Origin of the sequence: Goekera deserti (assembly GCF_010685995.1) — a bacterium.
GTDB lineage: Bacteria > Actinomycetota > Actinomycetes > Mycobacteriales > Geodermatophilaceae > Goekera > Goekera deserti.
This window is the reverse complement of sequence record NZ_JAAGWK010000033.1, coordinates 1-23,168: the sequence shown is the minus strand read 5'-3', so window position 1 is coordinate 23,168 and position 23,168 is coordinate 1. Positions and strand designations below refer to the sequence as shown.

The following is a 23,168-nucleotide window of genomic DNA, read 5'->3' as shown; positions in this document are numbered from 1 at the left end:
CACACGCCGCTCTTGCTGTGGTGTCGCGCCTCTTGCGGTGGTGCAGCACCGCAGGAGCAGCAGCAACACCGCAAGAGCAGGCGCGGGCGGCGCGCGAGCGGCGGGCGCACGGGCGGCGGGCGCACGGGCGCCGGGCGCCGGGCGGCGGCGGGCGGCGGCGGGCGGGTGGCGGTGATGCGGCACCGCTTGACGCCTCCATTGTTAGCGCTAACAATGTGGGCGGCCTCACCCAGCGGGTCGCCCATCCCCGGACGAAGGTGTCCTCTCCATGCCCGAAGCACCACCCCCTGGCGCTCTCGTCGTCGGTGTCGACTACGGCACGCTGTCCGGCCGGGCGCTCGTCGTCCGGGTGTCCGACGGCGCCGAGCTCGGCAGCGCGGTCTGCGAGTACCCCCACGCCGTCGTCGACCGGGAGCTGCCCGGCAGCGGCCGCACGCTGCCGCCGGAGTGGGCGCTGCAGGTGCCGGCCGACTACGTGCAGGTGCTGCGCACCGCGGTGCCCGAGGCCATCCGCGCCGCCGGCGTCGACCCGGCCGACGTCATCGGCATCGCCACCGACTTCACCGCCTGCACGATGGTGCCGACCACCGCCGACGGCACCCCGCTGTGCGAGCTGCCCGAGTTCGCCGACGAGCCGCACGCGTTCGTCAAGCTCTGGCGGCACCACGCCGCGCAGGGCCAGGCGATGAGGATCAACGCCCTGGCCGAGCAGCGCGGGGAGTCCTGGCTGCCGCGCTACGGCGGGCTCATCTCCTCGGAGTGGGAGTTCGCCAAGGGCCTGCAGGTGCTCGAGGAGGCCCCGGCGGTCTACGCGGCCATGGAGCACTGGGTCGAGGCGGCCGACTGGATCGTCTGGCAGCTCTGCGGCAGCTATGTGCGCAACGCCTGCACCGCCGGCTACAAGGGCATCCTGCAGGACGGCGACTACCCCAGCCCCGACTTCCTGCGCGAGCTCGACCCGGACTTCGAGCACTTCGTGACGAGCAAGCTGGAGCACCCGCTCGGCCAGCTCGGCGACCGCGCCGGCGGTCTCTCGGCGCAGGCTGCGGAGTGGACCGGGCTGCCCGAGGGCATCGCGGTGGCGGTCGGCAACGTCGACGCGCACGTCACCGCACCGGCCGCGCAGGCCGTCGCCCCCGGCCAGATGGTGGCCATCATGGGCACCTCCACCTGCCACGTGATGAACGGCGACCAACTGGCCGAGGTCCCGGGCATGTGCGGCGTCGTCGACGGCGGGATCGTGCGCGGGCTCTGGGGCTACGAGGCCGGGCAGAGCGGCGTCGGCGACATCTTCGGTTGGTTCGTGAACAACGGCGTGCCCCCGGCGTACCACGACGCCGCTCGCGAGGCCGGCATCTCGGTGCACGAGCACCTCACCCGGCTCGCGGCCGGGCAGGCGATCGGCGAGCACGGGCTGGTCGCCCTGGACTGGCACAGCGGCAACCGATCGGTGCTGGTCGACCACGAGCTGTCCGGGCTGGTGCTCGGCCAGACGCTGTCCACCCGCCCGGAGGACACCTACCGCGCGCTGCTGGAGGCCACCGCCTTCGGTACCCGCACCATCGTGGAGGCCTTCCAGACCTCCGGCGTCCCGGTCACCGAGCTGATCGTGGCCGGCGGGCTGCTGAAGAACCGGCTGCTCATGCAGATCTACGCCGACGTCTGCGACCTGCCGCTGTCCACGATCCGCTCCGACCAGGGCCCGGCGCTCGGCTCGGCGATCCACGCCGCCGTCGCGGCCGGCGCCTACCCCGACGTGCACGCGGCCTCGGCGGTCATGGGCGCGTGCAACCGCGGCGTCTACCAGCCGGTCCCGGCCAACGTCGCCGCCTACGACGAGCTGTTCGACGAGTACACCGCCCTGCACGACCACTTCGGCCGCGGCGGCAACGACGTCATGCACCGGATGAAGGCCCGCCGCCGGAAGGCACTGGCCGCGACCGGGCACGACGCCGACCCGCCGGTCACCGCACCGGAGGTCGACGCCCCCGCCGCCACCACGTTCGAGGGAGCACCCGCGTGACCGTCCTGGACGACGTCGCCACCACCGTCGGCGAGCTGCGCCGCACGGTGTCCGACCTGCACTCCCAGCTCACGAAGTACGGGCTGGTGATCTGGACCGCCGGCAACGTCTCCGCGCGGGTGCCCGGCGCCGACCTCATGGTGATCAAGCCGAGCGGGGTGGACTACGACGAGCTGACCCCGGAGTCGATGGTGGTCACCGACCTGCACGGCACCCTCGTCGACGGCGAGCACGCGCCGTCCTCGGACACCGCCGCGCACGGCTACGTGTACCGGCACATGCCCCAGGTCGGGGGAGTGGTGCACACCCACTCCACCTACGCGACGGCGTGGGCCGCGCGCAGCGAGCCGATCCCGTGCGCGCTGACCATGATCGGCGACGAGTTCGGCGGCGAGGTGCCGGTCGGGCCGTTCGCGCTGATCGGGGACGACTCGATCGGCCGCGGCATCGTCGAGACGCTGCGCGACAGCCGGTCGCCGGCGGTGCTGATGGCCCAGCACGGCCCCTTCACCATCGGCAAGGACGCCTGGGCGGCGGTCAAGGCCGCCGTCATGGTCGAGGACGTCGCCCGCACCGTGCACATCGCCCGACAGCTCGGCGACGTCCCGCCGATCGGCCAGGCCGACGTCGACAAGCTCTACGACCGCTACCAGAACGTGTACGGCCAGTGACCGCATCGACCGCAGGAGCGTCCACCATCAGCACACCCACCCGGCCGCAGGTCTGGTTCCTCACCGGCAGCCAGCACCTCTACGGGCCCGAGACCCTCGAGCAGGTCGCCGGCCAGAGCCGGGAGATCCAGCAGCTGCTGAACGGCTCCGGGGCGCTGTCGGCCGAGATCGTCGAGAAGCCGGTGCTCACCGACGCCGGCGCCATCCGGCAGGTCATGCTGGACGCCAACAGCGACCCCGCGTGCCTGGGCGTGATCGCCTGGATGCACACCTTCTCCCCGGCCAAGATGTGGATCACCGGGCTGGACTCGCTGCGCAAGCCGATGCTGCACCTGCACACCCAGCTGAACGTGTCCCTGCCGTGGGAGTCCATCGACATGGACTTCATGAACCTCAACCAGGCCGCGCACGGCGACCGCGAGTTCGGCTACGTGCAGACCCGGATCGGCGTGGCCCGCAAGACCGTCGCCGGGCACGCCTCCGACCCCGCGCTGGTCGTCCGGATCGACGGCTGGATGCGCGCCGCCGCCGGCTTCGCCCGCTGGCGCGACCTCAAGGTCGCCCGCTTCGGTGACAACATGCGCAACGTCGCGGTCACCGAGGGCGACAAGGTGGACGCCGAGCTGCGCTTCGGCATGTCGGTGAACACCTGGGGCGTCAACGACCTGGTGGAGTGGGTGGACGCCGCCTCGGACGCGGACGTCGACGCGCTGGTCGCCGAGTACGCCGACACCTACCGGCTCGCCCCCGAGCTGGCCGTCGGCGGTGAGCGGCACGAGTCGCTGCGCTACGGCGCCCGGATCGAGGTGGGTCTGCGCGGGTTCCTCGTCGACGGCGGGTTCGGTGCGTTCACCTCCAACTTCGAGGACCTCGGTGGTCTGCGCCAGCTGCCCGGTCTCGCCGTCCAGCGGTTGATGGCCGACGGCTACGGCTTCGGCGGTGAGGGTGACTGGAAGACCTCCGCGCTGCTGGCCGCCGTGAAGGCCATGGGGGCGGGGACCGGGAAGGGCACGTCCTTCATGGAGGACTACACCTACCACTTCGGGCCCGGCGAGCCGAAGATCCTGGGTGCGCACATGCTCGAGGTCTGCCCGTCGATCGCCGCCGGCACGCCGTCGGTGGAGATCCACCCGCTGGGCATCGGCGGCCGCGAGGACCCGGTGCGGATGGTCTTCGACGCCGAGCCGGGCCCCGCCGTGGTGATCGGCATGGCCGACCTGGGCGACCGGTTCCGGTTCGTGGCCAACGAGATCGAGGTCGTCGCCCCCGACGAGCCGCTCCCGCAGCTGCCGGTGGCCCGCGCGGTCTGGAAGCCGGCACCGTCGCTGAGCACCTCGGCCGAGCTGTGGCTGTCCGCCGGCGGCCCGCACCACACGGTTCTCACCAAGGCCGTGGGTGCCGAGGTGCTGGCCGACTTCGCCGAGATGGTGCGCACCGAGCTGCTGCTCATCGACGCCGGCACCACCACCGGCGCGTTCCTGGACAGGCTGCGCTGGAACCAGGCGTACTACAAGCTCGCCTCCGGTCTGCCCGGCCGCGGCTGAGCCGAGCACTGCCCGGGGCCCCCGCGACCGACGTCGTGGGGGCCCCGGCGCGTGCGCGGGCCCCGTACGGGGCACGCGCCTCGCCGGTCCTCGTGGACAGGAGGATCATGGGGCGGACCGCCCGCGGGCGGGACGGCCGGCCCACGTGGGTCGGTCCGTGAGCACAGGTGACAGACGTCGAGTGAGTGCAGGAGTCCCCAGACATGCCGCAGGGCACCGTGAAGTGGTTCAACGCCGAGAAGGGCTTCGGTTTCATCGGTCCGGACGACGGCAGCGAGGACGTGTTCGTGCACTTCTCCGCCATCGCCGAGCAGGGCGGCTACCGCAGCCTGGACGAGGGGCAGCGGGTGCAGTTCGACGCCAGCCCCGGCCAGCGCGGCCTGCAGGCCGACCACGTCCAGGCACTGGACGGCGGCGCGGCGCCCGCACGGCGCGACGACCGTCGCGATGACCGGCGGGACGACCGTGGCCGCCGGGACGAGGGCCGCGGCCGGGGGCCAGCGCGTTCCGGTGGCCGCACCGAGGGCAGCGTCAAGTGGTTCAACGCCGAGAAGGGCTTCGGCTTCATCGCCCCCGACGACGGCGGCGACGACGTGTTCGTGCACTTCTCCGCGCTGCCCGACCTGGGCGGCTACCGCAGCCTGGACGAGGGCCAGCGGGTCGCCTTCGACGCCGTCCCCGGCCAGCGCGGCGGGCTGCAGGCCGAGGACGTCGAGCTGCTCGCCGGCGGGGGCCGCCCGGCCGCCCGCGTCGAGATCGGCCGGCGCGACAACCGGGACGCCGGCCCCGCCCGCTCCGGCGGCAGCGGCTCCGAGGGCACCGTGGCCTGGTTCAACGGGGACAAGGGCTTCGGGTTCATCACGCCCGACGACGGCAGCGAGGACGTGTTCGTGCACTTCTCCGCCATCGTCGACCACGGCGGCTACCGCAACCTGGAGGAGGGGCAGCGGGTCGAGTTCGAGTCCGGACCCGGCCAGCGCGGCGGCATGCAGGCCAGCCGGGTGCGCGCGCTCGGCTTCGGCGGCGCCCCGGCCCCGCAGCGCGCCCCCCGCGACGACCGCGGGCGCAACGACCGCGGCCGGGACGACCGGGGCGGCTGGCAGGACCCGGCCCGGGTGCCGCGCGGCGACTCCGCCGGCGGGTCCTCGCAGGGCACGGTCAAGTGGTTCAACGCCGAGAAGGGCTTCGGCTTCATCGCCCCCGACGACGGTGGCGACGACGTGTTCGTGCACTTCTCCGCGCTGCCCGACCAGGGCGGCTACCGCAGCCTGGACGAGGGCCAGCGGGTGTCCTTCGACGCCAGCCAGGGTCAGCGCGGCATGCAGGCGGACAACGTCGGCCTGCTCTGACGGCGGGGGAGCACGCGATGACGTCGCAGGAGTGGGCGCTGGACGGGCACGCCGGCCGGCTGGCCGCCCGCACCTGGCCGGCGGCCGGCACGGCCACCCACCTGGTGCTGCTGGCGCACGGCTACGGCGAGCACGTCGGCCGCTACGAGCACGTGGCGGCGGCGCTGACCGCCGCCGGTGCCGTGGTGGTCGGCGTGGACCACGTCGGGCACGGGCGCAGCGACGGTGAACGGGTGCTGGTGCCCGACGTCGAGCGCGTGGTGGACGACCTGCACGCCGTCGACCTGCGGGCCCGCGCGGAACACCCCGGGCTGCCGGTGGTGCTGCTCGGCCACTCGATGGGCGGGCTGATCGCCGCCCGGTACGCCCAGCGCTACGGCGACGGGCTGACCGCCCTGGTGCTCTCCGGCCCGCTCGTCGGCGACTGGGCGGCCGCCGACGCGCTGCTGACCCTGCCGGAGATGCCCGACGCCCCGCTGGACATCACCACCCTGTCCCGGGACCCGCAGGTGGGCGCGGACTACGCCGCCGACCCGCTGGTCTGGCACGGCCCGTTCAAGCGTCCGACCGTGCAGGCCATCCGGTGGGGGCTGGACGCCGTCGCCGCGGGACCGTCGCTGGGGTCGCTGCCGCTGCTGTGGGCGCACGGCGAGGCCGACACCCTCGTGCCGGTGGAGGGCAGCCGCAGCGGTGTGCAGCACCTTCGCGGGGAGCGGTACGTCGAGCGGCTCTACCCCGGGGCGCGGCACGAGATCTTCAACGAGACCAACGCCGAGGAGGTCCTCGCCGACCTCACCGGCTTCGTCGCCGACGTGCTGGCGGGCCGGCTGGACTGAGCGCCGCAACGCTCACCGGCGCAGCGCGGCGTCCAGCTCGCGCAGCAGGTCACCGCCACGGCCGCGGCCCGCCGCGACCACCGGCATCCGGCGGAGCACTGCCCGGACGGCCGGCGGCGCCTGCCCGACCGCCCAGTGGACGGCCGCCGCGCCCACGGACTCGTCGCCGCCGGCGGCGAGCTCGTCGGCCCGGGCTTGGTGCGCCGCCGAGCCGATCACGTGCTTCACCTGGTGCGGGGTGGCCAGCGGGTGCAGGTAGGCGGCGGCCGCGGCCTGACCTGCCGCGCGGGCGGCCTCGGCCGCGGCCGGGTTCGCGGCGGCAGCGGCAGCCCGGCCAGCGGCGGTGGCCTGCGCGCGCAGCACGGCCGACCGCGGGGCACCACCGGCGAAGGCCTCCGCGCCCTCCACGGCTTCGCGGGGGCGGGGGTCGTCGGGGTGCCCGACCTCGAACAGCGGCAGCACGCGCCGGGCGCAGTGGGCGGCGTAGCCGGTGATCTCCCGGAGCTCGTCCGTGCTGAGTGGCATCGCGGAGGGGGTGCTCACCCGCGCCTCCCGTTCTCCCACCTGAACGTATAGCGCACCCCGGGGCTTGCGGCAAGCCCCCGGTGCTGCCGGAGACTCGCCCGCCGTGGCCGAGACGAGCAGGGACGGGCGGGACCGGATGACGTCGCAGGAGCGTGTGGTGGCCGGACCGGGTGACCGGGGGGCGCGGCCGGCGGGCAGCGTGTTCGACCTGCCCGGGCATCTCGCGGCCAAGGCCGACCCGGCGCTGGTCGCCGCCGACGAGCAGCACTTCGCGGCGATCGCGGACAGCCTCCGGGCCTCGGTGGCCGACCTGTCCGCGCGCCTGGACGCCGAGCGGCGGGCCCCGGGCGTCGGCGGCCAGGCGGCGCTGGACCGGGACCTGGAGGTGCACCGGCTCGCCGCCCGGCTGCGCACGCTGCGCCGGTTCTCCCTGGACCTGTGCCTGGGCCGGATCGTGCCCGCCGGGGGTGGCGACCCGGTGTACGTGGGCCGGCTCGGCCTCACCGACCCCACCGGGCGCCGGCTGCTCGTCGACTGGCGCTCACCCGCCGCCGAGCCGTTCTTCGCCGCCACCCACGCCCACCCGATGGGCCTGCTCAGCCGGCGCCGGTACCGGTGGACCCGGGGCCGGGTCACCGACTTCTGGGACGAGGTGTTCACCGCCGACGGCCTCGACGGGCACGCCGCCCTCGACGACCAGTCCGCGTTCATCGCCAGCCTGGGCAGCAGCCGGTCGCCCCGCATGCGCGACGTGCTGGGCACCATCCAGGCCGACCAGGACGCCGTCGTCCGGGCCGGCTCGGACGGCGTGCTGGTCGTCGACGGCGGCCCGGGCACCGGCAAGACCGTCGTCGCCCTGCACCGCGCCGCCTACCTGCTGTACGCCGACCCGCGGCTGGCGTCCCGGGGCGGCGTGCTCGTCGTCGGCCCGCACCAGCCGTACCTGGCCTACGTCGCCGACGTGCTGCCCAGCCTGGGGGAGGAGGGCGTGCGGACCTGCACCGTGCGCGACCTGGTCGTCGAGGGCGCCGCTGCCGCGGCCGAGCCGGACCCGGTGGTGGCCGCGCTCAAGGCCGACGCGCGCATGGTGGGCGCGGTCGAGGCCGCCGTCCGGTTCTACGAGGAGCCGCCGACGCGCAGCACGACCATCGACACGCCCTGGCGCGAGGTCCGGGTGACCGCCGAGGACTGGGCCGAGGCGTTCGGGGCCGTCGAGCCCGGCACGCCGCACCACGAGGCCGGCGAGCAGGTGTGGGAGCACCTGCTCGCGGTCGTCGTCGACGCGCACCCCGACGTGGACCCCGAGCAGGTGCGTGCCGCCGTGCTGCGGGAGGGGGAGCTGCGGGCGGCGGTCGACCGGGCCTGGCCGGTGCTGGACGCCGCCACGCTGGTCGGTGACCTGTGGTCGGTGCCCGCCTACCTGCGCCGCTGCGCCCCCTGGCTGACCGCCGACCAGGTGCGGGCGCTGCAGCGCGCCGACCCGACCGCGTGGACGGTGCCCGACCTGCCCCTGCTGGACGCCGCCCGGCACCGGCTCGGCGACGCCGGGGCCACCCGCCGCGCGCACCGGCAGGCCGCCGTCCGCGCCGCCGAGCGGGAGCGGATGGCCGGTGTCATCGACGAGCTGATCGCCGCCGACGACTCCGAGCTGCTGCTGATGACCAGCCTGCGGCACGGCGACCTGCGCGAGGCCCTGGTCGACGAGGGCGACCTGCCCGCCGCCGCCCGCGACCCGCTGGCCGGGCCGTTCGCGCACGTGGTGGTGGACGAGGCGCAGGAGCTGACCGACGCGGAGTGGCGGATGCTCGCGCTGCGGTGCCCGTCGGGCAGCTTCACCGTGGTCGGCGACCGCGCCCAGGCCCGGCGCGGGTTCGGTGAGTCCTGGGCGGAGCGGCTGCACCGGGTCGGGTTCGACCGGGTCGCCGTCGCCTCGCTGACCGTCAACTACCGCACGCCGGCGGAGGTGATGGCCGAAGCCGAGCCGGTGATCCGCGCGGCCCTGCCGGACGCCAACGTGCCGACGTCGGTCCGGACCGCCGGCGTGCCGGTCCGCCACGGGGCGGTCGGCGAGCTGGACGCGGTGCTGGCCGACTGGCTGGCCGGGCACGCCGAGGGCACCGCGTGCGTGATCGGCGCTCCCGGGTACCCGGGTGCGCCACGCGTGCGGTCGCTCAGCCCGGAGCTGGCCAAGGGCCTGGAGTTCGACCTGGTCGTGCTGGTCGACCCGGCGGCGTTCGGCACCGGTGTCACCGGGGCGGTGGACCGCTACGTGGCGATGACCCGGGCGACGCAGCGCCTCGTCGTCCTGACCAGCGGGTGAGCGGGTCAGCCCAGGCGGGTGCGGTGCTCGGCGGCGAACCGGCCGGGTGTGGTGCCGGTGACCCGGGAGAAGTCGCGGACGAAGTGCGCCTGGTCGGCGTACCCGAGCACCGCGGCCGTCTCGGCCAGCCCCTCACCGCCTCGGCGCAGCCGCTCGGCGGCCTCCTGCAGCCGGCGCCGCTGCACCAGCCACTTCGGGGTCAGGCCCAGCCGGCGGTGCACCAGCCGCTGCAGGGCCCGCTCGGACAACCCCGTCTCCGCGCACAGCTGCGCCACCCGCAGCAGGTCGGGGCGCTGCTCCACCAGCGCCACGACGCGGTCCACCAGCTCGCCCTCGACGTCGACCGGGAGCAGCGGGCGCAACACCCGGTCGAAGCAGGCCATCGCCTGCCGGTGCGCGGCGGTGGCGTGCGGGTCCGGCTGCATGGCCGCCCGCACGCCCCGGGCCAGCTCGGCGCCGTCCGGACCCAGGACGTCGGTGAGCTGGACGTGGCGGTCGGTGAAGGCGGCCATCGGCCCGCGGGCGACCAGCGAGCCCGCGGCCGGGGTGCACATCACGCCGACCGCCCAGCCCTCGCCGGCCAACGTCGTCTCGGACAACCCGGTCGTGACGCCGTAGAAGCGGGCGTAGTCGGGCGCCACCACCAGCAGCGACACCGGGTACTGCAGCACCCGCTGCACCGACTCGCCGCCGGCCGGCACCGACCACACCGGGATCCAGAACCGCTGCACCAGGCCCTCCAGCCCCGGCGGCGGCGGGTACCGGTACATCACGTGGGACTTGTCGCCGGGCGCCTTGAGGTGCGCGCGCTCGATCTCGTCCCGGGGGCGCGCAGTGTCGGGTTCCATCAAGACGCAGCCTGCCGCAACCGGCGAGGCTCGTCCGCGTGAACCCCACAGCCACCGCCTACGAGGCGGCCGCCCGCCCGCTGTCCACCGTGCTCGACGCCGTCCCGCCCGCGGAGTGGGAGAGCGCCTCGCCGTGCACCGGCTGGACCGCCCGCCAGGTCGTCGGCCACGTCGTGGAGACGCAGCGAGCGCTGCTCACCGGGCACGGTCACGACCTCGGCCCGGAACCCGACCTCACCGACCCCGCCGCCGCGTTCCGCGAGCACGCCGCGCGCGTGCTGGCCCTGGTGTCCCGGGACGAGGTCGCCGACACCGCCTACGACGGGTTCTTCGGGCCCACCACGGTGGGCGCCACCCTCGTGCAGGTCTACGTCTGGGACCTGGTCGTGCACCGCTGGGACGTCGCCCGCGCCACCGGGGGCGACGAGACGCTCACCCCCGAGGAGCTGGACCGGGCCGAGGCCGGTGCCGACGCCTTCGGCGACGCGTTGCACATGGACGGCATCTGCGCGCCCGCCGTCCAGCCGCCGGACGACGCCGACCGGCAGACCCGGCTGCTGGCCCGGCTGGGGCGCGCCGCCTGAGCACGTGACCGGCCCGCCCGGGGTGCTTCACTGGTCGGGACACGGGAGGCACCCATGCCGGACGGCGCGCGGTTCGCCGGGTTCGTCGCCGAGCAGTGGCGCCCGCTGCTGGCCACCGCCTACCTGCTCACCGGCGCCGAGGCCCCGGCCGCCGACCTGGTGACCCGCGCGCTGGACCGCGCCCGGCCGGCTGTGCACCGGCTGCCCGCGGACGCCGACGAGTCCGCCCGGCACGAGGTGGCGCTGCGCGGACTCGTGCGCGCCCACCTCGGCCGCGGCCGGTGGCCGGTCCGCGGCGACGGCCTGATCACCGGGGTCGCGCCGGACGCCTGGTGGGTGTCACCGGCCGACGCCGAGTCCGCCCGCCGGACGTCCGCCGCCCTGGACCGGCTGGACCGGGCGCAGCGCCTGGCCCTGGTGCTGCGGCACCACGAGAACCTGGACCCGACGCAGGTCGGCCGGCTGCTCGCCGTGGACGACCCGGCCGGGCTGCTGGTCGCCGCCGAGCGGGAGGTCGGCGACCCGGCGCAGCTGCCCGACGGGCTGGAGGTCATGGCGGCCCGGTGCACACCGCGGGTGCTCACCGACGAGACCGCGCGCGCCGGTGCCGACGCGCACCGACGGTCCCGGCGCCGCCGGTGGGGCGCGGCGCTGGCCGCGGTCCTCGCGCTCGTCGCCGCCGGCGTCGTGCTGCCCGACCCGTCGGCGTCCCCGGACGCGGTGGCGGCCGGCGCTGCCACGTCGCGTCCGCCGGAGCCCCGGTCGCCCGTGCCGGAGCCGGAGTTCACGCTCACCGAGTTCGGGGAGGTGTACGGCCGCACCCGTGGCCCGCTGGCCACCGACGAGACGCTCCTGGCCGGGGCCCTGGCCCGCGACGTCGACGACTACGGGTACCTGGGCTCCTCCGGGGCCGGCACCGAGCGCCGGGTGGCCTACGCCGGGGACGTGGGCGGGACGCGGTGGGTGCTGGTCGTCTCGCGCGGTGCGCAGCAGCTGGAGGGCGTGTGGCTCCGCGGGCCCGCCGGAGCCGCTGCGGAGCAGCTGGAGCCGGTGTACGGCACCTCGCTGGCGCCCGACGGCTCCACGGCCGTCGTCGACCAGGGCCCGGACGGGTACACCGCGCTGGTGCTGGCCGCGCCCGGTGACCAGGTGGCGGTCAGCGACGGGCTCGACGTGGCGCCCGACGGCACCGTCTCCCGGTCCTACCGGCAGCTGACGAGCGACGACGGCGTCGCGACCGGTGCCGTGGACCGGCCCACCGGGGAGGGGGTCCGCTACACCGTGACCCGGGACGGCCGCACCTCCGGCCCGCAGTACGTCACCTCCGTCTCCGGCGTCCCCGTGGCCGACCTGGCGGTGGGCGCACCCCGGTCCGGCACCGCGGTCTCGCCGGACACGCTGTCCTGGCCCGTGCAGCAGGTGCTCTCGGTGACCGGGTGGGCCCTCGCCGACGTCGACGTGAGCGTGCTCGGCTCCGGGCCGTTCCCGGCCGAGGAGGGTCTGCTCGCCGAGGCGGCCGTCGTCGCCGTCACGCTGCCGGGAGGGGCGATCGTGACCGTCGGCACCTGGCGGACGAGCCGGCAGTCGTCGTCCAGCTCGGGCACGTGTGCCAGCGCCGTGCACCCGGCCGGGACCGACCTCGCCACCCTCGCCGTCGCGACCCGCTGCCCGGCCTACCCGAACTCCGGGACGGTGTCGGAGTCCTCGCTGGTCCTGACGGCCGTGCCCCCGGGCGGGCAGACGGGCGCCGTCACGGTCGGCCGGCGGGAGCCGGTGACGTTCACCCTGGAGGCCGGCTGGGGCACGGTGCTGGACCGGGCGTCCCTGGTCGACCTGGTCACCGTGGACGGCCAGGTGGTCCCGCTGGCCGTGCCGGAGGACGACGTCCTCACCGGCTGACCGGGGTTCCGGAACCGACCGGCGCGTCGGCTGGAGACCGCGTGCACCCGGCCGAAGACGACCTCAGGACGTCGACGACGGGAGCGGGCCGGTGCAGGCAGTCGGTGGGTGGAACGCGGCAGCGGCCGCGATGCGGTCGATCGGTGGGTTCCAGACGACCCTCCGTGCCGCCCCGGGCGAGCCGGACGCGGCCCCCGTCGGCCGGGTGGACGCCGCCGAGCGGGCCGCCCGCGCGGCCGAGGACGACCCACCGGCCGAGTCGCCGACGATCGCCCTGCTGCGCCGCCAGCTGGAGGTGGCGCAGGCCCAGTTGGAGGCCGACATCGAGGCCCGGGCGTCCGAGGCGGTGATCGAGCAGGACCGGATGGTGGTGCAGATGGCGGCCGCCGCGCTCGCCACCGCCCTCGCTGAGCAGCTGCCCGACGAGGTCCCCACGGTCGACCAGTACATCTGACCGGGGCCGGCGCCGGGCCGCGCCGTCAGCGGGCCGCGACCAGCCCACCGCCCATCCCGGCGAGCACGCCGCCGGTCACCCGGTCCCCCCACTGCCGCACCCGGGGGCGGCGCCGGGCCGCGGACAGGCGCACGCCGAGTGGACCACCACCGCCCAGACCACGAGGCCCAGCGCGACGTCCAGCACGCCCAGGGCCGTGACCTGCACCCAGGTCGGGGTCGGGCCGTCGACGAGGAACTGGGGGAGCACCGCTGCGAAGACGAGCACCGCCTGGGGGTCGAGCAGGTCGGAGGCCAGTCCCTGCCCGAACGTCGACCGGGCCGAGTTGGTAGACCACGATGCAGCTCATCCGACGTCCTCCCGGTTCACCTGGCGTCCTGACAGCGGCCACGCTGGGTGACCGGCTGCGTCGACACCCAGGTCATGCGCCCCCTCCGGTCACGGGGGTCCGGCCGACGGCCAGTCCAGCCCGCGGGCAGAGACCCGCAGCGGCTCGGACGTGTCCCGCGTCGCCACCACCTCGTCGAGGTGCACCAGCAGCAGCGTCCGGCCGGCGGTGGCGATGCTGTCCGAGGGCCACAGAGCGTCGCGGCAGTCCTCGCCGAGTGCGGTCACCGCCGATGCCAGGTCGCGCTCCCGGACGAGGAGGACGACCGGGTGGTCCAGGTCCGGCACGTGCCAGACGATGCGCGCGGACCCCCGACCACCGGGCTCGACACCGATCGACCCGCCGTCCAGCCGCATCCGGCGGACCAGCTCGTCCAGGTGCGGGGTGTCCGCGTCGTCCGACATGTCGCTCCGTCCTGTGCTCCGGATGCCCGCCCGCCCGCCAGCACGAACCTCACGCGATGCGGCGGCCGGCGTCGCCTGCCCCTGGTCGCCGTCGTCGAGACCTCGCCGACGGCTGGAACCCGACGGCAGCGCAGCGAGCGCGGCGGTCCGGGGCGGTAGAGCCGGCCGTCGTGGGCCCGGTCGCCGGCGGCCGCGGGAGCGGTGGCTGGACCCCCGCCGTCACGCCCGGCGTGGGCGCTTTTGCGCCCGGTCGGGCGTCGGCGCGGGAGGGCGGGAGGTCGGCGAGCCGGTGGGGGAGGACGACCCCGGCGGGCTTGCGGTCGCCAACAGCCTATGCCGGTGGTGCCTCGCTCACGGATGGTGAGCGGTGCGGCCGGGCCGGTCCCAGGCGCACGGCGAGGACGGCGACGTCGTCGTCGACCTGCCCGGCCATCCCGTCCAGCAGCTGGTCGACCAGGTGCTCCAGCGGCCGGTCGTGGCCGTGCCGCAGGTGAGCCAGCAGCCAGCTGGTGCTCTGGTCCAGCTCGACGCCGCGGCGCTCCACCAGCCCGTCGGTGTACAGCACCACGGTCTCCCCTGGGTTGAGGGCGACCTGGTGATCGGTGCGGGAAGTATCTGGTCGTACGCCCAGCAGCAGCTCCGGTCGCCGCTCGAGCAGGGTCGTGGAGCCGTCGGCGCAGACCACCACCGGGGGTGGGTGGCCGGCGTTGGACCAGCGCAGCACCGCTGCCGGCCCGGCACCGATGCCGCCGCTGCTGGTGTCGAGGGTGGCGACCACGGCGGTGGTCAGGGTGGTGATGCCCAGGACGGCGAAGGCGTGGTCCAGGCCGCTGAGCACGGCGGCGGGGGAGGTGGCGGTGGTGGCGATCGCGCGCAGCATGCCGCGGGCCTGGGCCATGGTGGCCGCGGCCGGGGCGTCGTGGCCGGCGACGTCGCCGATCACCAGCATCGTCGTGCTGGGGGAGAGGGGGAAGGTGTCGTACCAGTCGCCGCCGATCTGGGCGTGCCGGGTGGCCGGCAGGTACCGGACGGCGACCTGCAGCCCGGGACTCGGCGCGGGGTCGGTGAGCAGGCTGCGCTGCAGCACCTCGGTCAGCTTGAGGGCCTGCTGGGTGGTGACGGCCTGCGCGCTGGCGGTGGCCAGCCGGGCCTCGTTGCGCAGCCGCACGGTGCAGCCGGCCACCGCGATGACCCCGCCCAGAGCGATGCCGACCAGCCGGATGACCTGGGTGTCGATGGCCTGCGGGGTGTACTGCCAGTTGTAGACACCCAGCAGCGCGGCGGCCACCAGTGCGACCACCGCGTACGCGGCGGTCGCCCGCCGACCGAGCACGAACGCCGCGACCAGCGGGACGATCACCAGCAGCCCGAACACCACCTGCCCGCGGCCGACGGCGAAGTCCAGCAGGGTGAAGGTGATGAGCACGCTCAGCGGAGCAGCGTGCCGCCAGCGGGACGACCAGGTCACATGCGAACTGTCGCAGACGGCGGGATGCCCACGTGCCACGCGAGGCAGCTTCTGGTCATCCGAGTGCTTCGAGTTGGGTGAGCAGTTGCGCTCAGCGAGGGTCAGCGCAAGCCCGGCTCAGCCGACCGCCGGGGAGCGCGCCACTGCGAGGTCCGCCGTGGCGACCCCGGGCTCGGCGTGACAGATCTGGCCCAGGACGAGCCGCTGGACGTGCTGGTCCCAGGACGTCCGGGCGAACGCGCGCGTCGCTACCGGCCACAGCGTCAGCACGACCACCGGCAGGGACGCGGCGGCCGCGACCGCCCACGGGAGCCGGGGCCGGTCGAGCAGCCGGCACCCCAGCACCGGCCCGATGACCACCAGCCGGGTGATCGCTCCAGCTGGGGTCCGCGGGTGCGCGAGCGAGTTCACGGGTCCGGAGCGCGGAGACCTCCGGACATGACGGGTCCCCGCTCACGATGCCAGCGCTGCGGTGGGCGGGGTGCGGGCGGCCCTGGTGGCGGGGTACAGGCCGGCCAGCGCACCGATGGCGACGGTCGCCGCGACGGCCACCACGAGCACGAGCGGCGGGACCACCGGCAGCCAGGACTGGGACAGGGCGACCAGCACGGTGACGGCACTGCCGATCGCGGCCCCGGCGACGCCGCCGAGGGTGGAGAGCACCACCGCCTCGGTGAGGAACTGGGCCGCCACGTGGCCCCGGGTGGCACCCAGCGCACGCCGCAGGCCGATCTCGCGCCGCCGCTCGATCACCGAGATGATCATCGTGTTGGCCACCCCGATGCCCCCCACCACCAGGCCGATGGACCCCAGCCCGACCAGCAGGCCGGTGAACGCCTCGTCGGCTGCGGCCCGCGCGGCGAGGGCGTCGGAGGGGCGGGACACGGCCACGGCCGAGGGGCGGGAGGGCTGGACCGACGGGGCGATCAGGGCGGCGACCGACGTGACGGCGGCGTCGGTGGACCGCTCGTAGACGCGGGTCGGTGCCCCGGTGGCGCCGAGGTCCGCTCGGGCGTACGGCGCGCCCACCAGGGCGGCGGTGTCCAGCTCGGGGGCGAGCTGGACCGGGTGCAGGATGCCGACCACGGTCGTGCTGCGACCACCCAGCCACACCTGCCGGCCGGGCTCGGTCACGCCCAGCCGGGCGGCCGCGGTGGCCCCGAGGACGGTGGTGGGGAACTGGGCGGTGGCCTCGTCCAGCCAGCTGCCGCGGGCGACCGTGCCACCCACCACCGCCAGCAGGTCCAGGTCGGCGGAGGTGACGGTGAGCCCGCCGGTGCGGCCGGGGTCGACGACCCTGCTGCGGTAGACGGCCACCCCGGTCAGGTCGGCCGTGCTGGTGGCGTCGCCGACCCCGGGGATGCGTTCCACCCGGGCTGCGGCGTCGGCAGGCAGGGGTGGCGGGTCCACCCCGAGCGAGGCCGGGGCGGGTTCCGCGGTGAGCAGGTTGGTGCCCAGGGCGGCGAGCTGCCGGTCCAGCCGCTCCTGGCTGGAGGCCGACAGCCCGACGACGGCGACCATCGCGCCGATGCCGATCGCGATGCCCAGCGCGGACAGGACCGCCCGGACCGGCCGGGCGCGCAGGCCCGCCGAGCCGAGGTGCAGCAGGTCCCCGGCCCGCAACCGGGCCGGCGCGGGCGGGTGGGGCTGCCCGCTCACGCGGACACCTGCGAGTCGGCCACGATCCGCCCGTCGGCGATGGTGACCTGCCGGGGCAGGCGCGCGGCGAGACCGGCGTCGTGGGTGATCACCACCACCGTGGTGCCGTCCGCGTTCAGTTCGTGCAGCAGCTCGACGACACCGGCGCCGGACCGGCTGTCCAGGTTGCCGGTCGGCTCGTCGGCCAGGAGCAGGGGCGGGTCGCCGACGACGGCGCGGGCGATGGCGACGCGCTGCCGTTCACCACCGGAGAGCTGCGCGGGGCGGTGGTCGAGGCGGTGCCCCAGGCCGACCCGCTGCAGGGCGTGCCGGGCGCGGGCCCGGCGGGTGCTGCGGGGCACCCCGCTGTACAGCAGCCCGTCCGCGACGTTGTCCACGGCGTCCTGGCCGTCGGCGAGGTGGAACTGCTGGAAGACGAACCCGATCCGGTGGGCCCGCAGCGCCGAGAGCGCCGCGTCGGACAGCTCGTGCAGGTCGGCGCCGTCGATGCGTGCGCGGCCGCCGGAGGGGCGGTCCAGGGTGCCGATGATGTTGAGCAGCGTGGACTTGCCCGAGCCGCTGGGGCCGACGACGGCCACGAACTCCCCCTCGTGGACGCTCAGGCTGACGTCGGCCAGTGCCGTCACCGGGGGCGAGCCGTAGGTGCGGGTCACCCGGTCCAGCTCGACGACCGGGCTCACGGGCCGGCCACCACGACGCGCAACCCCGCGACGATGCCCTCGCCGGTGACGGCGACGCGACCGGAGGCGAAGACGCCGACGGTCACCGGGAGGACCGTCGTCCGGCCGGGGCGCGCCGGGTCCGGCACCTCCACGCCGAAGCAGGACGGGTCGATCGCGACGAGGGCCTCCACCGGGACGGTGAGCAGGTCCTCGCCCAGGGTGCTGGAGAAGCGGACCGTGACGTCGGCCCGGGAGAAGCGGGCCGCACCGGCCTGGTCGGCCACGGTGACCGTCACCGGGACCACGACCTCGCCCGAGTCCTCGTCCGGCCCGGGACGCTCGACGGTGTCACCGACGGCGCCGACGGTCGCCGGCAGCTCCGTCCCGTCGGGCAGGACGACCGTCACGGCCGCGCCCGCGACGGCGAGCTGCTGGTCGTCCAGGCCCAGGTCGGCCGAGACCACCGTGTCCGTGCCCGACGTCGTGAACAGCTCGGTGCCCGCGCCCACGTCGGCGCCGACCCGGCTGCTGAGCGCGTCGACCCGCAGCGGCTGCGGGGCGAACACGATCGCCGAGCGCTCGACCGCGCCCGTCGGCTCCAGGCCCAGCGAACGCTGCCACGACCGGACGGCGACGGCGGTCGCGGCGGTGAAGCGGGTGTCCGGTGCCTGCGGGAACCGCCCGAGTGCGGACAGGCCCTGCTCCAGCTGACGCACGTCCTCGCCGTCGGGGATGCCGGCGGCCAGGGTGCGCCAGGCGGGCAGCGACCCGAGCAGCAGGACGACCGGGCGCGTGTCGACCGTGTACAGCGTCTGGCCCGGTCCGATCGTCGTCCCGACCGCCGGTAGCGAGGTCAGCACCCCGGCCCGTCCCGCGACCACCGGGCCGGCATCGGGGTGGGCGAGGGTGCCGCGGACGTCGGTCTGGTCGACCATCGCGCCGAGGGTGACCGGTGCCGTCGCCACCACGGGGGCCGGTGCAGCGGCGGGCGGGTCGGCGCGGTCGGTCAGGCCGACCGCGCCGGCGAGCACGGCGACCGCTGTGGCGACGAGCGCGACCGCCGTGCGCGTCCGGCGTCGGGTCGTCATCCCGGCACCTGGCAGGCCTGGAAGTCGGCGTCCGAGACGCCGGAGATGGCGATGGCCTCGCCCGGGGCGGGGTCGGCGACGTCGTAGCCGCGCTCACGCAGGCACACGGCCAGCGCCAGGTAGCCCTCGTGCAGTGCCTGGTCCTCCGCGGGCGTGAACTGGTAGGTCGGCGGCGGGCCCACCACCGCCACGCACGCCGATGCCGCCGCCTCGACCTCGGGCCCGCTCTCCGTGATGCCCTCGCCGGGTGCCGGATCGGCCACGTCCACGCCCTGGTCCCTGATGCACCCGGCCAGTGCCAGGTCGTAGGCATCGCGGGCAGCGTTGCGGTCGGCGTCGGACGGCGCTCCCGCCGGCGCCCCGGAGGAGGCCCCGGGTGTGGCGCCGGGGTCGCTCGCGGTGAGGTCCCCCGATGCCCCCGCGGTCGGGGCCGCGTCCGGGGAGCAGGCGAGCAGTGCCATCGCCAGCGCCGGCGCGGCGAGCAGCCCGCCCAGTACGCGTCGGCGGTGGGCGAGGTGGCGGGATCGGTACACGGGTTCCTCCGGATGTCGGCGGCCAGCAGCCGCGGGGCGTGATGTCCACACCCCACCGACCGCGCTGTCGCCAGGGCGTCCGCAGAAACCGATATGCCGACGACATGTCGCGGCCGCTCACCTGGTCGCGCGCCTGTGCGACGTCGCATACGTCCGCGCAACACGGTGCGGCGTGGACTCCTGGTGCACCGACGCCCATCGAGACCGCGCCGACCCCGGCGCGGGAGAGGACCCGAGCATGAGCACCCTCGACAGCAGAGCAGTCGCCCACCGGAGCCCCGCCCCGGTACCGACGCCCCACCCCGCCCGAGGCCGGCCGGCGTCGCTCGCGCTGGCCGCGCTGCTCGTCACGTGCGCGGTGGGGTACGTGACGCTCGGCCCGCCGGGTGTGGTCGCCGGCGCCCGCTCGGCCGTGGTCGACGCCGTCCAGGCGCTCCTCGGCCCGTGGGTGGGCACGGTGCACCGCGCTCCGGTCGAGAACGTGGCCAATGCCCTGCTCTTCCTGCCCGTCGGTGCGGTGGCCGGCCTGGTGCTGGCCCACCGCGGGCGGTCGCTCCCGCTCCTCACGGGCGTCGCGTTGTCCGTGGCGGTCGAACTCGGCCAGTTGCTGCTGCCGGGCCGGGTCCCCGACCCGGTCGACGTCGCCACCAACTCGGCCGGGGCCGCCCTGGGTGTCTCTCTCGTCGTCCTGGCACGCGCCCGTCGTCGTCCTCGCCCCGCGCGTGCCGTCCGGCTGCGGGCGGCCCTCCTGGCGGTACCCGTGCTGGCAGCCCTGGCCGCCTGCCAGCCCGGCGCCGCGGCCGGTGTCCCGGACCACGCCCGGCAGAGCGCCGTCGACGGGCCTGCCGGCACACGCGACGCTGCCGATGGGTGGGTGCCGGACGGGGAGTCGCTGTCCCCGTTCGCTGACCTGCCGGCCATCAGCATGCTCGACCCGGCCCTGCGGCAGGCCGTGCAGGACGCAGCCCGCGCCGCGGAGCTCGACGGGGTGGCGCTGCGCGTCACGAGCGGGTGGCGCAGTGCGGGCCTCCAGCAGGCGCTGTTCGACGCCGCGGTCGCCGAGCACGGCAGCGAGGAGGCCGCTTCCCGGTACGTGCTGCGACCGGAGGACTCGGCGCACGTCGCCGGGCGCGCGGTCGACATCGGGCCCACCGACGCGATGAGCTGGATGACGCAGCACGGATCCGACCACGGGCTCTGCATGACGTACGGCAACGAGCTGTGGCACTACGAGCTCACCGTCGCCCCCGGCGAGACGTGCCCCGCGCCTGCTCCCGACGCCAGTGCGGGGTGAGGCGGTGACGCCCCCGCACCGGGAGTCGGCCAGCGTCGTCGCGGCCCGGCAGCTGGCGTCCGAGGCGCACGAACCCCGCGGTGCCGCGCCGCGACGCGCCCGTCGCGCGGATACACCGGCGATACGCGCCGGTTCCTACTCTCGTCGCATGCGGGTGCTGATCGCCGAGGACGAGCCCTACCTGGCCGACGCCGTCCGGGACGGGCTGCGACTGGAGGCGATCGCCGCGGACGTGGTCGCCGACGGGGAGGCGGCACTGGAGGCTCTCGCGGTGAACTCCTACGACGTCGTCGTGCTGGACCGGGACCTCCCGGGCACCTCCGGGGACGACGTGGCGCGCCGGATCGTCGCCGACGGCCTGCCCTGCCGCATCCTCATGCTGACCGCGGCCGACCGGCTCGAGCAGAAGGTGCGCGGGTTCGAGCTCGGTGCCGACGACTACCTGACCAAGCCGTTCGCCATGCGCGAGCTGGTGGTTCGGCTGCGGGCCCTGGGTCGCCGCCCGGTCGACGCGACCCCGCCGGTCCTGGAGTTCGCCGGGCTGCGGCTCGACCCGTTCCGCCGCGAGGTGTACCGCGACGGCCGGTACGTGGGGCTGACCCGCAAGCAGTTCGCCGTCCTGCAGGTGCTCCTGACCGCCCGCGGTGGGGTGGTCAGCGCCGAGTCACTGCTGGAGCGGGCCTGGGACGAGAACGCCGACCCGTTCACCAACGCCGTCCGGATCACCATCTCCGCACTGCGCAAGCGGCTGGGCGACCCGTGGCTCATCCACACCGTGCCCGGTACCGGCTACCGCGTCGGCGGCCCCGGGCCGGAGTCCCAGCCGGCCCCGGCGGGCACGGCGACCGGCCCGCGGTGAGCGCTCGGCTGCGGCTGACCCTGAGCTACGCCGGGTTCCTGCTGGTCGCCGGGACCGGGCTGGTGGCGCTGCTCGTGTACGTCCTCCGGTTCGTGCCCGAGGGCAACCTCAGCGTCGACGGCGCGTTCATCCCGAACCGCAACGACCTGCTCACCGCCCTGTGGCCCCGGGTCGCGGCGGTGCTGACCGCCCTGACGGTGGTCGGTCTGGTCGGCGGGTGGTTCCTGGCCGGCCGCATGCTGCGTCCGCTGCACGACATGCACGCCGTCGCCCGGCGGGTCGCCGCCGGCCAGCTGGACCACCGGGTCGCCTCGTCCGGCCCGCGCGACGAGTTCCGGGAGCTGGCCGACACCTTCGACGCCATGCTCGACCGGCTGCAGGCCGCCTTCGACGAGCAGCGCCGGTTCGCCGCCAACGCCTCGCACGAGCTGCGCACCCCCTACGCGGTGGAGCGCGCGATGCTCGACGTCGCGCTCGCCGACCCTGCCGCGGTCGACGTCCCCCGCCTGCTCACCCGCCTGGACGAGACCAACCGCCGGGGTACCGAGACCGTCGAGGCCCTGCTGGCCCTGGCGGCGCTGGACCAGGGGCGGCTGCCCGCCGTCGCCCCGGTGGACCTGGCCGAGGTCACCGGCGAGGTCGTCCGGGAGCTCGCCCCGCTCGCCCACCGGGCCGGCGTCACCGTGCACGCCGAGTTGGGCGAGTGCGACCTGGACGGGGTCGAACCGCTGGTCCGGCACCTGGTGGGCAACCTGGTGCTCAACGGGGTGCGCCACAACACAGGCCCCGGTGGGACGGTCCACGTGCGCACCGGCATCACGACGGGGGACCGGGCCCAGCTGGTGGTGTGCAACACCGGCCCGGTCGTGGACCCCGCGGTCCTCGGCACCCTCACCGAGCCCTTCGTCCGGGGCGGCGGTCGGGTGTCCGCCCCCGGGAGCGGCCTGGGTCTGGCCCTCGTCGCCCGGGTTGCCGAGGTGCACCACGCCGTGCTGCTGTTGTCCGCTCCCTCCACGGGTGGGCTCGCGGTCGACGTGACCTTCCCGCCAGGCCGTGACCTGACGGTCGCTCAGCGGTCTCGAGCCGCATCCCGGTCGCCAGCGACGTAGCGCATGGGTGCACGGCCGGGACACCTCTCTCGTCCGGACCGCGCACGCCGCGGTCGTGAGCGTCTCGGTCGGCCCCGGGTTCGGTGGAGTTGGGTAGCTGGAATTCTGGCCTTGCCACGCTCTCAGGGAACCGCTCTGCAGGCATACGTAGTACCCGGCCAGCGTCGCGCTGTTGCTTCAACAGACGGTTTCGCGGGATCGTGCGCGGCCACATGACGCTGCCAGGACCGCGCTCATCATGGCTGCATGACGCACTGGTCGTTCGTCTCCGGGACGTCGACGACGCCTGGTCGTCTCACGTCCCTGGAAGTGAGACGGCGCAGCCGCTGGCAACGACTCCCACGGTCAGTGCGCCGTCGCCGGCTGGCGTTACAGGCGCCGATGACCAGGGACCGCACCGTTGATGCGTGCAAGCGGCCTGCGGCACGAGGATCCCTGCGGCATCCCTCAGCACGGGACGTCGACACAGGTGCCACGGCGAGCGGACGCCTTGTCCCGTCGTCGGGCCGCGGGCAGGAGTCACTGCTCGACGGTCGGGTGCGGCCGGTCGGTCAGGCCGCCGCCCGCTGCGCCCTCACCGGGCGTGGTCCGGCCACGGCGGGGTGCTCGTCGGCAGGTTCGACACCGGACCGCGGTCGGTGCCGCAGCGCG

Annotated in this window: 21 protein-coding genes; 12 read left to right on the top strand and 9 right to left on the bottom strand. The window is 75.6% G+C overall.

Features of this window, described 5'->3' with window-relative positions:
• Positions 1-268: 268 nt before the first annotated feature.
• From araB to G1H19_RS20330, 5 genes are all read left to right on the top strand, one after another.
• Positions 269-2,023, top strand: coding sequence for a ribulokinase (gene araB, locus G1H19_RS20360; RefSeq protein ID WP_152727766.1), 1,755 nt, complete (start codon positions 269-271; stop codon positions 2,021-2,023).
• Complete coding sequence (locus G1H19_RS20355; protein WP_162392201.1) at positions 2,020-2,694, top strand: L-ribulose-5-phosphate 4-epimerase; 675 nt, start codon at positions 2,020-2,022, stop codon at positions 2,692-2,694. Before araB ends, G1H19_RS20355 begins: the two co-directional genes overlap by 4 nt.
• A complete protein-coding gene (gene araA / locus G1H19_RS20350) occupies positions 2,691-4,238 on the top strand; it encodes an L-arabinose isomerase (RefSeq protein ID WP_235927861.1) in 1,548 nt (515 codons plus the stop codon). Before G1H19_RS20355 ends, araA begins: the two co-directional genes overlap by 4 nt.
• Positions 4,239-4,441: 203 nt before the next feature.
• Positions 4,442-5,587, top strand: coding sequence for a cold-shock protein (locus tag G1H19_RS24950; protein ID WP_456071363.1), 1,146 nt, complete (start codon positions 4,442-4,444; stop codon positions 5,585-5,587).
• Between the two features lie 17 nt (positions 5,588-5,604).
• Positions 5,605-6,423, top strand: coding sequence for an alpha/beta fold hydrolase (locus G1H19_RS20330; protein ID WP_152727767.1), 819 nt, complete (start codon positions 5,605-5,607; stop codon positions 6,421-6,423).
• Between the two features lie 12 nt (positions 6,424-6,435).
• Here the strand turns inward: G1H19_RS20330 and G1H19_RS20325 are convergent, their stop codons facing one another.
• Positions 6,436-6,966 carry a putative immunity protein gene (locus G1H19_RS20325; RefSeq protein ID WP_235927859.1) on the bottom strand — a complete coding sequence of 177 codons (531 nt, stop codon included), beginning with the start codon at positions 6,964-6,966 and terminating at the stop codon, positions 6,436-6,438.
• A 139-nt stretch (positions 6,967-7,105) separates the two neighbouring features.
• On the opposite strand from G1H19_RS20325, the gene helR reads away from it, so the two are divergent.
• Positions 7,106-9,268, top strand: coding sequence for an RNA polymerase recycling motor ATPase HelR (gene helR, locus G1H19_RS20320; RefSeq protein WP_235909182.1), 2,163 nt, complete (start codon positions 7,106-7,108; stop codon positions 9,266-9,268).
• Positions 9,269-9,273: 5 nt separating this feature from the next.
• On the opposite strand, the gene G1H19_RS24220 is transcribed toward helR, so the two are convergent.
• Complete coding sequence (locus G1H19_RS24220) at positions 9,274-10,116, bottom strand: helix-turn-helix domain-containing protein (RefSeq protein ID WP_152727768.1); 843 nt, start codon at positions 10,114-10,116, stop codon at positions 9,274-9,276.
• Between the two features lie 38 nt (positions 10,117-10,154).
• On the opposite strand from G1H19_RS24220, the gene G1H19_RS20310 reads away from it, so the two are divergent.
• The 3 genes from G1H19_RS20310 to G1H19_RS20300 all read left to right on the top strand — a co-directional run bounded on the left by G1H19_RS20310 (position 10,155) and on the right by G1H19_RS20300 (position 13,053).
• Positions 10,155-10,700, top strand: coding sequence for a TIGR03086 family metal-binding protein (locus G1H19_RS20310; RefSeq protein WP_162392200.1), 546 nt, complete (start codon positions 10,155-10,157; stop codon positions 10,698-10,700).
• Between the two features lie 54 nt (positions 10,701-10,754).
• On the top strand, positions 10,755-12,599 hold the full coding sequence (locus G1H19_RS20305; RefSeq protein ID WP_152727770.1) for a SigE family RNA polymerase sigma factor: 1,845 nt from the start codon (positions 10,755-10,757) through the stop codon (positions 12,597-12,599).
• 91 nt (positions 12,600-12,690) lie between these two features.
• On the top strand, positions 12,691-13,053 hold the full coding sequence (locus G1H19_RS20300; RefSeq protein ID WP_152727771.1) for a hypothetical protein: 363 nt from the start codon (positions 12,691-12,693) through the stop codon (positions 13,051-13,053).
• Between the two features lie 438 nt (positions 13,054-13,491).
• Here the strand turns inward: G1H19_RS20300 and G1H19_RS20295 are convergent, their stop codons facing one another.
• From G1H19_RS20295 to G1H19_RS20265, 7 genes are all read right to left on the bottom strand, one after another.
• Positions 13,492-13,845: a hypothetical protein gene (locus G1H19_RS20295; protein ID WP_152727772.1), complete on the bottom strand. Its 354-nt coding sequence runs from the start codon at positions 13,843-13,845 to the stop codon at positions 13,492-13,494.
• Between the two features lie 331 nt (positions 13,846-14,176).
• Entirely contained in the window at positions 14,177-15,313 is a 1,137-nt protein-coding gene (locus G1H19_RS20290; protein WP_235927858.1) for a PP2C family protein-serine/threonine phosphatase, read from the bottom strand.
• A gap of 117 nt (positions 15,314-15,430) precedes the next feature.
• Positions 15,431-15,724 carry a hypothetical protein gene (locus tag G1H19_RS20285; RefSeq protein WP_152727773.1) on the bottom strand — a complete coding sequence of 98 codons (294 nt, stop codon included), beginning with the start codon at positions 15,722-15,724 and terminating at the stop codon, positions 15,431-15,433.
• Between the two features lie 42 nt (positions 15,725-15,766).
• Entirely contained in the window at positions 15,767-16,972 is a 1,206-nt protein-coding gene (locus G1H19_RS20280; RefSeq protein ID WP_162392199.1) for an ABC transporter permease, read from the bottom strand.
• Positions 16,969-17,652 carry an ABC transporter ATP-binding protein gene (locus tag G1H19_RS20275; RefSeq protein ID WP_162392198.1) on the bottom strand — a complete coding sequence of 228 codons (684 nt, stop codon included), beginning with the start codon at positions 17,650-17,652 and terminating at the stop codon, positions 16,969-16,971. Before G1H19_RS20275 ends, G1H19_RS20280 begins: the two co-directional genes overlap by 4 nt.
• Positions 17,649-18,722: a peptidoglycan-binding domain-containing protein gene (locus tag G1H19_RS20270; protein ID WP_152727774.1), complete on the bottom strand. Its 1,074-nt coding sequence runs from the start codon at positions 18,720-18,722 to the stop codon at positions 17,649-17,651. The genes G1H19_RS20275 and G1H19_RS20270 overlap by 4 nt, the downstream gene beginning before the upstream one ends.
• Complete coding sequence (locus G1H19_RS20265; protein WP_152727775.1) at positions 18,719-19,255, bottom strand: hypothetical protein; 537 nt, start codon at positions 19,253-19,255, stop codon at positions 18,719-18,721. Before G1H19_RS20265 ends, G1H19_RS20270 begins: the two co-directional genes overlap by 4 nt.
• A 238-nt stretch (positions 19,256-19,493) precedes the next feature.
• On the opposite strand from G1H19_RS20265, the gene G1H19_RS20260 reads away from it, so the two are divergent.
• The 3 genes from G1H19_RS20260 to G1H19_RS20250 all read left to right on the top strand — a co-directional run bounded on the left by G1H19_RS20260 (position 19,494) and on the right by G1H19_RS20250 (position 22,517).
• Entirely contained in the window at positions 19,494-20,549 is a 1,056-nt protein-coding gene (locus tag G1H19_RS20260) for a VanZ family protein (protein ID WP_152727776.1), read from the top strand.
• 148 nt (positions 20,550-20,697) lie between these two features.
• The gene (locus G1H19_RS20255) at positions 20,698-21,408 is read left to right on the top strand and encodes a response regulator transcription factor (RefSeq protein WP_152727777.1); all 711 of its coding nucleotides are present in this window, start codon (positions 20,698-20,700) and stop codon (positions 21,406-21,408) included.
• Complete coding sequence (locus G1H19_RS20250) at positions 21,405-22,517, top strand: sensor histidine kinase (RefSeq protein WP_162392197.1); 1,113 nt, start codon at positions 21,405-21,407, stop codon at positions 22,515-22,517. The genes G1H19_RS20255 and G1H19_RS20250 overlap by 4 nt, the downstream gene beginning before the upstream one ends.
• The last annotated feature ends 651 nt before the right edge of the window (positions 22,518-23,168 follow it).